This window comes from Bradyrhizobium sp. IC4059 (assembly GCF_020193615.1).
GTDB lineage: Bacteria > Pseudomonadota > Alphaproteobacteria > Rhizobiales > Xanthobacteraceae > Bradyrhizobium > Bradyrhizobium yuanmingense.
This window is the reverse complement of the sequence record NZ_JADYVH010000005.1, coordinates 83833-95720: the sequence shown is the minus strand read 5'-3', so window position 1 is coordinate 95720 and position 11888 is coordinate 83833. Positions and strand designations below refer to the sequence as shown.

The 11888-nt window shown below is 65.7% G+C and carries 12 protein-coding genes; 7 read left to right on the top strand and 5 right to left on the bottom strand.

Annotated features, from left to right (window positions below):
* Window positions 1-84: 84 nt before the first annotated feature.
* Complete coding sequence (locus I6F12_RS17020; RefSeq protein WP_225147100.1) at window positions 85-1065, bottom strand: ATP-binding protein; 981 nt, start codon at window positions 1063-1065, stop codon at window positions 85-87.
* 182 nt (window positions 1066-1247) lie between these two features.
* Here I6F12_RS17020 and yajC point away from each other — a divergent pair, with 182 nt between their 5' ends.
* The 6 genes from yajC to I6F12_RS16990 are packed head-to-tail and all read left to right on the top strand — an operon-like array spanning window position 1248 to window position 6883.
* Window positions 1248-1616: a preprotein translocase subunit YajC gene (gene yajC, locus I6F12_RS17015; RefSeq protein ID WP_036012751.1), complete on the top strand. Its 369-nt coding sequence runs from the start codon at window positions 1248-1250 to the stop codon at window positions 1614-1616.
* A 47-nt stretch (window positions 1617-1663) separates the two neighbouring features.
* Window positions 1664-3268, top strand: a complete 1605-nt coding sequence (gene secD / locus I6F12_RS17010; protein ID WP_225156876.1) for a protein translocase subunit SecD — start codon at window positions 1664-1666, stop codon at window positions 3266-3268.
* Between the two features lie 10 nt (window positions 3269-3278).
* Window positions 3279-4298, top strand: coding sequence for a protein translocase subunit SecF (gene secF, locus I6F12_RS17005; RefSeq protein ID WP_036012746.1), 1020 nt, complete (start codon window positions 3279-3281; stop codon window positions 4296-4298).
* A 60-nt stretch (window positions 4299-4358) separates the two neighbouring features.
* The gene (locus I6F12_RS17000) at window positions 4359-4742 is read left to right on the top strand and encodes an Mth938-like domain-containing protein (RefSeq protein WP_028179505.1); all 384 of its coding nucleotides are present in this window, start codon (window positions 4359-4361) and stop codon (window positions 4740-4742) included.
* Window positions 4739-5596 carry a phytoene/squalene synthase family protein gene (locus tag I6F12_RS16995; RefSeq protein WP_036028216.1) on the top strand — a complete coding sequence of 286 codons (858 nt, stop codon included), beginning with the start codon at window positions 4739-4741 and terminating at the stop codon, window positions 5594-5596. The genes I6F12_RS17000 and I6F12_RS16995 overlap by 4 nt, the downstream gene beginning before the upstream one ends.
* 45 nt (window positions 5597-5641) lie before the next feature.
* Window positions 5642-6883, top strand: a complete 1242-nt coding sequence (locus tag I6F12_RS16990) for a threonine ammonia-lyase (RefSeq protein ID WP_225156875.1) — start codon at window positions 5642-5644, stop codon at window positions 6881-6883.
* Between the two features lie 7 nt (window positions 6884-6890).
* Here the strand turns inward: I6F12_RS16990 and I6F12_RS16985 are convergent, their stop codons facing one another.
* Window positions 6891-8069 (bottom strand): aminotransferase class V-fold PLP-dependent enzyme, encoded by a 1179-nt coding sequence (locus I6F12_RS16985; RefSeq protein WP_225156874.1) that lies wholly within the window; start codon window positions 8067-8069, stop codon window positions 6891-6893.
* 148 nt (window positions 8070-8217) lie between these two features.
* Between I6F12_RS16985 and I6F12_RS16980 the strand changes: the two genes are divergently transcribed.
* Window positions 8218-8691 (top strand): VOC family protein, encoded by a 474-nt coding sequence (locus I6F12_RS16980; RefSeq protein WP_225156873.1) that lies wholly within the window; start codon window positions 8218-8220, stop codon window positions 8689-8691.
* 12 nt (window positions 8692-8703) lie between these two features.
* Here I6F12_RS16980 and I6F12_RS16975 read toward each other — a convergent pair whose 3' ends face one another.
* The 3 genes from I6F12_RS16975 to trmFO all read right to left on the bottom strand — a co-directional run bounded on the left by I6F12_RS16975 (window position 8704) and on the right by trmFO (window position 11880).
* Window positions 8704-9255, bottom strand: a complete 552-nt coding sequence (locus I6F12_RS16975) for a CAP domain-containing protein (RefSeq protein WP_036028219.1) — start codon at window positions 9253-9255, stop codon at window positions 8704-8706.
* 95 nt (window positions 9256-9350) lie between these two features.
* Window positions 9351-10445 carry a serine/threonine protein kinase gene (locus I6F12_RS16970; RefSeq protein WP_109145786.1) on the bottom strand — a complete coding sequence of 365 codons (1095 nt, stop codon included), beginning with the start codon at window positions 10443-10445 and terminating at the stop codon, window positions 9351-9353.
* 7 nt (window positions 10446-10452) lie between these two features.
* Window positions 10453-11880, bottom strand: coding sequence for a methylenetetrahydrofolate--tRNA-(uracil(54)-C(5))-methyltransferase (FADH(2)-oxidizing) TrmFO (trmFO, locus tag I6F12_RS16965; RefSeq protein WP_225156872.1), 1428 nt, complete (start codon window positions 11878-11880; stop codon window positions 10453-10455).
* Between the last annotated feature and the right edge of the window lie 8 nt (window positions 11881-11888).

Genomic DNA, 11888 nt, shown 5'->3' with positions numbered 1-11888 from the left:
TGGAATACTGCATCGCCCGCTCCAGTGCGCAAGTGCGCACAAGGCGGGCGATGACAGTTGAATTCGGGGTAACAGCTCGCGCTACTACGCCGTCAGCTTCACACCCAGCCGTCCCGCCAGCTCCTGCACGAACTGCCAGGCGACGCGGCCCGAGCGCGAGCCGCGCGTCGTCGACCATTCCAGCGCCTCGCGCTCGAGCGTCTCGTCGTCGACCCTGATCCCGAAATGGCTGCAATAGCCGCGCACCATGGCGAGATATTCGTCCTGGCTGCAGCGGTGGAAGCCGAGCCAGAGGCCGAAGCGATCCGACAGCGAGACCTTCTCCTCCACCGCTTCGCCCGGATTGATCGCGGTCGAGCGCTCGTTCTCGATCATCTCGCGCGCCAGCAGATGGCGCCGGTTGGAGGTGGCGTAGAGGATGACGTTCTCGGGCCGGCCCTCGATGCCGCCTTCGAGGACCGCCTTGAGCGACTTGTAGGAGGCATCATTGCCGTCGAAGGAGAGGTCGTCGCAGAACACGATGAAACGGAAGGAGGAGGCCCGCAGCTGCTCCATCAGGGCCGGCAGGCTCTCAATGTCCTCACGGTGGATCTCGATCAGCTTGAGCTTGTCGGCCGGTTTGCGCTCCGCGTTGATGCTGGCATGCGCCGCCTTCACCAGCGACGACTTGCCCATGCCGCGCGCGCCCCAGAGCAGGGCGTTGTTGGCGGGCAGGCCGTTGGCGAAACGCTCGGTGTTCTCCATCAGGATGTCGCGCATCCGGTCGACGCCCTTGAGCAGGAACAGCTCGACTCGGCTCACGCGCGGCACCGCCGAGAGGCGTCCGTCGGGATGCCAGACATAGGCGTCCGCCCGCTTGAACGACTCGGCCTCGACCGCCGGCTTGCCCTGCGCGGAGAGGTGCGCCGCAATGGTCTCCAGGGCGTGGACGATGCGCTCCTGCGCGAGGTCCGGGCCTGCCTTGGTGACCGCCGCCGTGGGGCGTTTTGCCGCGAGGCGGGTGGGCTTGTTGGCAGGGGTGCGGGGGCCTTTGCCGGCCGGGCTTTTGCTATGGTTTTTGGGCATGTCCGAAGTTCCTGAGAACGCAGCCTTATCGGGCCTGACGGGCCGCCGCAAGGTGGCCCAAAAGGGCAGTCTGGCAGCGTTGCAATTGGGGCAATGGCCGCTATAGTCCGCGCGAATTTGACCGAACCGGTCGCCTTTGAGGGCCTGACCGGCTTTCCCCCGTTCTCGCGAGGATCGTCCGAATGCTGATTACCCCTGCGTATGCCCAGGCCGCGGCCGCTGGCGACACCAACAGCATGTTGATGTCGCTGCTGCCGTTCGCCCTGATCTTCGTGATCATGTACTTCCTGATTCTGCGCCCGCAGCAGAAGAAGGTCCGCGACCACGCCGAGCTCGTGAAGAATATCCGCCGCGGCGACACCATCGTGACCTCGGGAGGTCTCGTCGGCAAGGTCACCAAGGTGGTCGACGACGACCAGATCGAGTTCGAGATTTCCGACGGCGTGCGCGTGCGGCAGATGCGCCAGATGATCTCGGGCGTGCGCGCCAAGGGCGAGCCGGCCAAGGAAAGCGCAAAAGAGAGCGCCAAGGACGACACCGCGGCGAAGTGAGAGCTTCACCGCGAGTCTCAAGTCTCCTGATCTGACAGGTCCAGTCGATGTTGTATTTCACGCGGTGGAAGGCGCTGGGGATTATCCTGACGGCGCTGATCGTGTGCCTCTGCGCGGTCCCCAACTTCTTCCCCGAGGCGCAAGTCAAGAGCTGGCCCGCCTGGGCGCAGCGCCGCATCGTGCTCGGCCTCGACCTCCAGGGCGGCTCCTATCTGCTGCTCGAGGTCGACGCTGCCTATGTGAAGAAGGAGCGGCTCGACCAGGTCCGCGACGACGTTCGCCGGACCCTGCGCGACGCCAAGATCGGATTCACCGGCGGCGTCACCCTGCGCAACGATGCCGTCGAGGTTCGCATCACCAAGGAGACCGATGCGCAGCCGGCGCTTGCCAAGCTGCGCGAGCTGTCCCAGCCGCTGGGCGGCCTGATGGGATCCAGCGGTCAGCGCGACCTCGAGGTGACTGATGCCGGCGGCGGGGTGATCCGCCTGAGCGTCCCGCAGGCTGCGGTGCTCGATCGCCTGCGCAAGACCATCGAGCAGTCGATCCAGATCGTCGAACGCCGCGTCAACGAGCTCGGCACCGTCGAGCCCGTCATCCAGCGCCAGGGCAACGACCGCATCCTGGTGCAGGTCCCCGGTCTTCAGGACCCGACCCGCCTGAAGGAACTGCTGGGCAGGACCGCGAAGATGGAATTCCGCATGGTCGACACCTCCGTGCCGCCGGATCAGGCGCAAGCGGGCAGGGTGCCGCCGGAATCCGAACTGCTGATGAGCGCCTCGCCTCCGCCGACGCCCTATGTGGTCAAGAAGCAGGTGCTGGTCGCCGGCGGCGACCTGACCGATGCGCAGGCGACCTTCGACCAGCGCACGGGTGAGCCGGTCGTCAGCTTCAAGTTCAACACCTCGGGCGCGCGCAAATTCTCGCAGGCCACGCAGGAGAACGTGGGACTGCCGTTCGCGATCGTGCTGGACAACAAGGTGATCTCGGCGCCCGTCATCCGTGAGCCCATCACCGGCGGCCAGGGCCAGATCTCCGGCAATTTCACGGTGCAATCGGCCAACGATCTCGCGATTCTCCTGCGCGCCGGCGCATTGCCGGCACCGCTCACGGTGGTCGAGGAGCGCACCGTGGGTCCAGGACTCGGCCAGGACTCGATCGAGAAGGGCCAGCTCGCGGCCTATGTCGGCTCGATCCTCGTCATCATCTTCATGCTGCTGACCTACCGGCTGTTCGGCGTGTTCGCCAACATCGCGGTGGCCATCAACGTCGCCATGATCTTCGGCTTATTGTCGCTGCTCAACGCCACGCTGACGCTGCCCGGCATCGCCGGCATCGTGCTCACCGTCGGCATCGCGGTCGACTCTAACGTGCTGATCTACGAACGCATCCGCGAGGAGCTGCGCGGCGGCCGCAATGCGATCTCGGCGATCGACGCCGGCTTCAAGCGGGCGCTCGCCACCATCCTCGATTCCAACATCACCACCTTCATTGCTGCCGCGGTGCTGTTCTACATCGGCACGGGTCCGGTGCGCGGCTTTGCCGTGACGCTCGGCATCGGCATCATCACCACGGTGTTCACCGCCTTCACCCTGACCCGGCTGATCGTCGCCTGGTGGGTGCGGTGGAAGCGGCCGCAGAGCGTGCCGATCTAGGAGCCTGATCGTGACTCACACCGTTCTCATCGGGCTCGGCGTCCTTATTGCCATCCTCACCGTGGTCTCGGCCCTCGGCCTGCTGCCGTCGCTGCGCATCGTCCCGGACGATACGCATTTCGACTTCACGCGCTTCCGTCGCATCAGCTTTCCGATCTCGGCGGCGCTGTCGATCGTCGCGATCGTGCTGTTCTTCACCCATGGTCTGAACCTCGGTATCGACTTCAAGGGCGGCACGCTGCTGGAGGTGAAGGCGAAGTCCGGCACCGCCGACATCGCGGCAATGCGTACCTCGCTCGACGGCCTGGGCCTCGGCGAGGTCCAGCTGCAGCAGTTCGGCGGTCCGGAGAACGTCCTGATCCGCGTTGCGGAGCAGCCGGGTGGCGACGCGGCCCAGCAGGCAGCCCTGCAGAAGCTTCGTGGCGCGCTTGGCGACAGTGTCGACATTCAGCGCACCGAGGTGCTGGGTCCGCGCGTCGCGGGCGAGCTCCTGGCCTACGGCATGCTCGGCCTGATGCTCGCGATCGTTGGGATCCTGATTTATCTCTGGTTCCGGTTCGAATGGCAGTTCGCGCTGGGCGCCATGATCGCCAACGTGCACGACATCGTGCTGACGATCGGCTTCATGTCGATCAGCCAGGTCGATTTCGACCTGACCAGCATCGCGGCGTTGCTGACCATTCTCGGCTATTCGCTCAACGATACCGTCGTCATCTACGATCGCATCCGGGAAATGCTGCGTCGCTACAAGAAGATGCCGATGCCCCAGCTGCTCAATGAATCCATCAACTCGACGCTGTCGCGCTCGATCATCACCCACGTCACGGTGACGCTCGCGCTGCTCGCGCTGCTCTTGTTCGGCGGCCATGCCATCCACAGCTTCACCGCGGTGATGATGTTCGGCGTGGTGCTGGTCGGCACCTACACCTCGATCTTCATTGCAGCACCGATCCTGATCTATCTCGGCGTCGGCGAGCACCGCGAAGACGCGCCCGATACGGCGACGCCGGCGAAGAAAAGCAAGGCATGATCCGAACCTCATGCCCTTGCAGGCGTTTGCGAGGGCAGTAAGCCCATTCGGACGAAGCTCATGGCCGGCGATCCCAACGCTCCGCATTTTCCGCGCTCGGCGCCGATCGATGCCTATGGCAAGGGCGGCTTCGCCTTTGCCGGCATGTCGCATCGGGGCTCGCTGCTCTGTCTGCCCGACGCGATCTGGGCTTGGGACGTGACCGACCCCGCGAAGATCGACCGCTACTCGCTGGATCGGGTGTTCACGGCGGCCAACAGCATCGACACGCTCCTGGTCGGCACTGGAACGGGGCTGTGGCTGCCGCCGCCGGAGCTGCGTCAGGCGCTCAAGGCGGTGAGGGTTGTACTGGACACGATGCAGACCGGCCCGGCCGTGCGCACCTACAACATCATGATCGGCGAACGGCGGCGGGTTGCCGCCGCGCTGATCGCCGTGCCATGAGCAACCGGCCATCCGACTCCGCCGCGTTCTGCGCCGATCTCGTGCGCAGCCACGACTTTCCCCGCTACGCCGCGACCCTGTTCGCGCCGGCCGCCGAGCGCCGCGCGTTACTGGCGATCTATGCCTTCAACGTCGAGATCGTTCGCATCCGCGACCAGGTGAGCCAGCCTCTGCCCGGCGAGATCCGCCTGCAATGGTGGACCGACATGCTGTCGGGCCACGTCCATGGCAGCGCCGAAGGCAATCCGGTGGCGGCCGAGCTGCTTCGCGCGATTCGCGATTTCGACCTGCCGGTCGAGTCGCTGTCGCTGCTTGCCGAGGAGCATCAGTTCGATCTCTACAACGACCCGATGCCGACCATGGCCGCGCTGGAAGGTTACCTCGCGGCGACCTCATCGGCGCTGTTCGCCCTGGCAGCGCAAGTGTTGGGACCGCCTTCGGAGGCGGCCGAGCATGTCGCCCGCCATGCCGGGCTGGCGCAGGGTATCGTGCAGGTCATAGCCAATTTGCCGCGCGATGCCGCGCACCGGCAATTGTTCGTGCCGCAGCAGGTGCTGGAGAAGCACGATTGCAGCATGGAAGATGTCTTCGCCGGCAAGGAAACACCCAATCTCCATGCGGTGCTTGAGCAACTCGCGGGTGAAGCCCGGCAGCATATGACCGCGGCTTCATCGCTGCTGGCGCAGCTGGCGCCGCCGTTGCGGCCGGCGTTTCTGCCGCTGCGCCAGGCGCAGGCCGATCTTGAGCGCCTGTCGCGCCCGGGACGCAATCCGTTTAGGTTGCAGCCGACCTCGCGGTTGCGCACGCTCTGGACGCTGTGGCGCGCCTCGCGATCGCGTGAATTTACCAAATAGACGCCGGCTTATCGCCTGGCCCGCCCAAATGCTCTATGCTGTCCTATGGCTGACATGTCCCAAAGCTCGTTCGATCTCAGCGGCCTTCCGGTCGCCCCTGAAGACATTCGCGCCGCCGCCAAGACCATCCAAGGCGCCGTTGTCGAGACGCCCTGTAGCCACAGCCGGACGCTGAGCAGCATCTGCGGCTGCGACATCTGGCTCAAATTCGAGAACCTGCAGTTCACCTCCTCGTTCAAGGAGCGCGGCGCGCTCAACCGGCTTACCGCGCTGACGGCGGAGGAGCGCGCGCGGGGCGTGATCGCGATGTCCGCGGGCAACCACGCGCAAGGCGTTGCCTACCATGCCAAGCGGCTCGGCATTCCCGCCACCATCGTGATGCCGATCGGCACGCCCATGGTGAAGATCGAGAACACCCGGCATCACGGCGCCGAGGTGGTGGTCACGGGCGCGACGCTGGAGGAGGCGGCCGTCTTTGCGCGCAGCCACGGTGAAGCGCACGGCATGGTCTTCGTCCATCCTTACGACGATCCGCTCGTCATCGCCGGGCAGGGCACGATCGGGCTGGAAATGCTGAAGGCGGTCCCGGAGCTCGACACGCTGGTCGTCCCGATCGGCGGCGGCGGTTTGATCAGCGGGATTGCCATTGCCGCGAAGTCGATCAAGCCGTCGCTCAGGATACTGGGCGTCGAGGCCTGGCTCTATCCCTCGATGTACAACGCCATTCACGACGGCAATCTGCCGGCGCGCGGCGATACGCTCGCCGAGGGCATCGCGGTGAAATCACCGGGCAAGATCACCACCGAAATCGTTCGGCGCCTCGTCGACGATATTGCGCTCGTCAACGAAGCCGAGCTCGAGCGTGCAGTCGCGACCCTGATCTCGATCGAGAAGACCGTCGTCGAGGGCGCCGGCGCCGCCGGCCTCGCCGCGCTGATGTCCGATCCGTCCCGCTTTGCCGGCGAGAAGGTCGGCCTCGTGCTGAGCGGAGGCAATATCGACACGCGGCTGATCGCCTCCGTGCTCACCCGCGAGCTCGCGCGCGAGGGGCGGCTGACGCAATTGTCGCTCGATATCCCCGACAGGCCGGGGCAGCTCGCCGCGGTAGCGGCACTGCTGGCCGAAGCGGGTGCGAATATCATCGAGGTCTCACACCAGCGGACCTTCTCCGACCTGCCGGCCAAGGCGACGCTGCTGCAGCTTGTCATCGAGACCCGCGATGCCGCCCATCTCAACGAGGTGATGGCCAGGCTCAGCGCATCCGGACTGAGCGCGCGCTGCACCTGAGCACGCGCTAACGTGACGCCAAATCCGCGACGTGGTCGATCAGCCGGTCGATCTCGGCTTGGGTGTTGTAGTAGTGGGGGGAAGCTCGGACGAGCGGCGGCAGCTCGCGGTTCTCGGCATCGATGCGGGTACTCGACGGGTCTGAAGCGCCGATTGTGATGCCCGCCGCCGCGGCGCTGCTGACAATGGCCTCCGCTTCATATCCATCCAAAGTGAAGCTGACGATGGCGCCAGGCTTGCGGCCAAGGTCGTGAATAGTGATGCCGCGAATGGAAGCGAGGCCGCTGCGAAGGCGGCCCGCGAGCAGCCGGCAGCGCTCCTCGATGGCATCCATGCCGATGTCGAGCGCATAATCGACGGCAGCGCCGAGCCCAAGCCGGGCGGCGTAATTATTCTCCCATGTCTCGAAGCGGCGGGCATCGTCGCGGAGCCGATATTCATCGCGCGAGACCCAGGGCGCTGCAAAATGGTCGATCATCGGTGGCTCGAGCTGTTGCAGGAGCGCCCCGCGCACATAGAGAAAGCCGGTACCACGCGGTCCCCGCAGGAATTTGCGTCCCGTGGCCGACAGCATGTCGCAGCCGATGGCCTTGACGTCGACCTCCATCTGGCCGACCGCCTGGCAGGCATCGAGCAGATAGGGGATGCCGTGTGCTCGCGCAATTCTGCCGATGCCCGCCGCGGGATTGGTCAGCCCGCCATTGGTCGGAACCCAGGTGATGGCGATCAGCTTCACGCGTTCGTCGATCATACGTTCGAGTGCGCCGACATCGAACTCGCCCGTCGCATCGCTCGGCACCACATCGATGACCGCGCCTGTGCGTTTGGCGGCCTGAAGAAACGCAACATAGTTGGCGGCGTACTCCGCTTCGGCCGTCAGGATCCGGTCGCCCTCTCGAAATGAAAGCGAATAGAACGCCATCTGCCAGGCAACCGTCGCGTTCTCCACCAGGGCGATTTCATCCGGCGATGCGTTCAGGAGCCGGGCCACTGAGCCGTAAACGGCTTCGAGCCGATCTGACGCGCGATCGGCTGCGGCATAGCCGCCGATCTCGCTCTCGAGATCGATATGTCCCTTCATCGCCGCGACGACGGGCGCGGGCATGAGAGCCGCACCGGCATTGTGGAGATACGCGAGCCGGGAGGCAGCAGGCGTGTCGGCACGAATCTGGTTGATGTCGATCACGTCAGAGCCTCCATCTTCAGGTTCCTCGTAGACACAATGACGCACGCGAGCAAGCTCGGGCAAACGACTGTTCCAGCTGGAGCATGCAGATCGGGATGCCTATGCTGATCGGAAGCGCAATCTGGCACGGAATCACAGGGAATACCCAATGGCAAAGAACACGATCTGCCTCTGGTACGACAGGGATGCTGAAGCCGCGGCCCGCTTCTATGCCGAGACGTTTCCCGACAGCGCGGTGAGTGCGGTCCATCGCGCGCCCAGCGACTATCCGTCCGGCAAGGCAGGCGATGTCCTGACCGTCGAGTTCACGGTAGCCGGCGTTGCCTGTCTCGGTCTCAATGGCGGACCCGTCTTCAAGCACAACGAGGCCTTCTCGTTCCAGATCGCCACTGACGATCAGGCGGAGACCGATCGCTACTGGAACGCCATCGTCGGCAATGGCGGGCAGGAGAGTGCGTGCGGCTGGTGCAAGGACAGATGGGGAGTCTCCTGGCAGATCACGCCGCGGGTGCTGACCGAGGCGCTGGCCGCCGGTGGCACGGAGGCCAAGCGCGCCTTCGATGCGATGATGGGGATGACGAAGATCGACGTCGCCGCGATCGAAGCCGCGCGCCGCGGCTGAGACGGTCGCGCCTCAGATGCAGAGGCCGAGCAGCTTGACGTGACAGTTGCCGGACTTCGGCTTGCTCGCGGGCGGTACCTCGCGCTTCACCGCGACGACGGGCTCCTTGTCCTTTTTCTTGCCTTTGCCCTTCTCGTAGTCGCCGGCGATGACCATGGCCCAATAGGTGCGCTTGCCACTCGCATTCTTGGCGCTGGCAATGCCGACGCGGGAGGCATTGTGCAGCAACAGGTTCTTGCGGTGCCCGGAGGAGTCGATCCACTGGCCCAGCGTCTTGTCGAAACTGTCGTAGCCGTAGGCGATGTTCTCTGCGGCGCGGCCCGCGCCGGCCGGTGCGACGCGGCGATTGAATGGGCCGAGTGTGTCGTGGCTGAGGTCGTCCTTCGCCGCCATCGCGCGGGCCTGATCCATGGCGATGCGATCGAGGGTGGCGTCGCGCACGACGCGGGCCTCACCATGCTTGAGACGGAAGCTGGAGATCAGCTCCGCCGGTGAGTCGGCCAGCGCAGGCGCCCCTGCCAGCAGCACAAGGCCGGCGATCGTTCCGCCAACCATACGATGCATCATCGTCCCCCGAGCGCCCATGATCTCTGCCAACCCTTCCTGATCCAAGCGCTTCTCGATCGCCATTGTGGAGGCTTCAAGGCGCAGATTCCGCGCTAGCTCGTCGGGAGCTTCGCCTCGAAATTGAAGCGGTCGCGCAGGTTCTTGCGCTGCTCCAGGATATCCTTGAGGAAGGCGCGATCCTGCTCGTTCTTCATCATCGGCTCGATCAGGTCGAGCTGGTTCATGGCGACCAGTTGCAGGACCTCGATGCGTGGCTTGCCGCTGGCGTTGCGTGGCAGGGCGTGCACGACCTGAATGTGCTCGGGCGGCTTCGGTCCCTTGGAGGCGGCAAGCTCGCTGCGGAGCTGGCCCTCGAGCGCGGCCTGATCGGCTTCGACGAAGGCGTAAAGCCCGACACCGGAGCGACGGTCGGCAAAGGCGACGATGGCGGCGTCGCGCACGGCGGGATTCCGGCGGATCAGCTCGGCCAGCACCGGCGCGTCGTTGACGAGCCGGCGGCCGCCGCCCTCGCGATCGGTGAAGTTGAACAGGCCGCGGGTGATGGCGCGATAGACCTTCTTGCCGGTGGCGAGCCACAGGCTCGCGGCGAACGACTTCCTCGCCAGGATCTTTCGCTCTCGCGGCGTCAGCGCCTCGGGCGCGTAGGAGCGCTTGTGCTTGAGCAGATGCCGGAGGTCCTCATAGGCGAGGATGCGATAGAGCCGGCCGCGGCGCTTGAAGCACGCGGCGAGCTGGAAGTCGGTGACATAGGCGCGGCCGTCGCGGCCGACAAGCCAGTTCTGCTCCTTGGCGAGATCGTTGTGGCAGATGCCGGCGCGGCGCAGCCGACGCAGTGCGGCCTTGGCGGAGCGGAAATAGGCGACATCGCCATGGGGCTTTGCCAGGTGCAGCGCGACGCCGTCGACGAAGCCGCGCACCAGAGCGCGGCGCCCGGCCCAGAGCAGCTCGGGGCCGACGTCGAGGCCTTTGGCCCGCACCAGGGCCTGCTTCTCGCGGGCGAACAGGTGGCGTGCCAGCAGAAACGACCACCATGGCACCTCGTCGAGCCGGCGCAGCACCGCGTCGATCTCGCCGCTTTCGCTGCGGAAACGGCCGCGCTCGACGGTCGAGAACACGTCGCGCTTGAGCATCACGCCTTCGGTCCAGCGCGCCGACAGCTCTGCGGCGTCGTCTTTGGGCAAGCTCATTGCAAACTCACGCGGCGGCGGCAATGCGCAGGTGATCGGCGATCCAGCGATCGAGATCGGCGAGCGCCCGTGCGCTCAGCGCCTGCTTCTTGGCCACCGTCTTCTCGTTGCCGCGCAGCCGCGTGCCGTCGGGCTTCTTCGTTGGCACGCTCGTGAGCGGTGGAAACAGGCCGAAATTGATGTTCATCGGCTGGAACGAGCGCGTGCCCGGCTCGATGGTCTCGATATGGCCGCCGGTGATGTGACCGAGCAGCGATCCCAGTGCGGTCGTAGCCGGCGGGCTGACAAGCGTCTCGCCGCGCGCTTCCGCGGCTGCATAGAGACCCGCGATCAAGCCGACGCTGGCGGACTCCACATAGCCTTCGCAGCCCGTCATCTGGCCGGCGAAGCGCAGCCGCGTCTGTGCGCGCAGCCGCAGCTGGCCGTCGAGCAGCTTCGGCGAGTTCAGGAAGGTGTTGCGATGCAGGCCGCCGAGGCGGGCGAATTCGGCGTTCTCCAACCCCGGAATGGTGCGGAAGATGCGCTGCTGCTCGCCATACTTCAGCTTGGTCTGGAAGCCGACGATGTTGTAGAGCGTGCCGAGCTTGTTGTCCTGGCGCAGTTGCACGATCGCGTACGGTTTCGTGGTGGGATCGTGCGGGTTGGTGAGGCCGACCGGCTTCATGGGACCATGGCGCAGCGTCTCGGGGCCACGTTCAGCCATCACCTCGATCGGCAGGCAGCCGTCGAAATAGGGCGTGTTGGTCTCCCATTCCTTGAACTCGGTCTTCTCGCCGGCGATCAGCGCGGCGACGAAGCCCTCATACTGCTCCTTTGTCATCGGGCAGTTGATGTAGTCGGCACCGTTGCCGCCGGGGCCGACCTTGTCGTAGCGCGATTGGAACCAGGCCACCGACATGTCGATGGATTCGCGGTGTACGATCGGCGCGATGGCGTCGAAGAAGGCGAGGGCGTTCTCGTCTGTGAGCTCGCGGATGGCGTCAGCCAGCGGCGCGGAGGTGAGGGGGCCGGTCGCGACGATGACGTTGCTCCACGCGGCCGGCGGCAGGCCGGCGATCTCGCCGCGTGCGATTTCGATCAGGGGATGATCGTTCAGCGCGCTGGTGACGGCCGCGGAGAAGCCGTCGCGATCGACTGCAAGTGCGCCGCCGGCGGGCACCTGGTTGGCATCGGCCGCGCGCATGATCAGCGAGCCGAGGCGGCGCATTTCCGCATGCAGCAGGCCGACGGCGTTGTTGGCAGCGTCATCCGAGCGGAACGAGTTGGAGCAGACGAGCTCGGCGAGCCCGTCGGTGCGGTGCGCCTCGGTCATGCGGGTCGGCCGCATCTCGTGCAGCACCACGGGCACGCCGGACTTCGCAACCTGCCAGGCAGCTTCCGAACCGGCGAGGCCGGCACCGATCACGTGGACGATGTTGGATTGGGGTCCTGTCATAGGGCGGA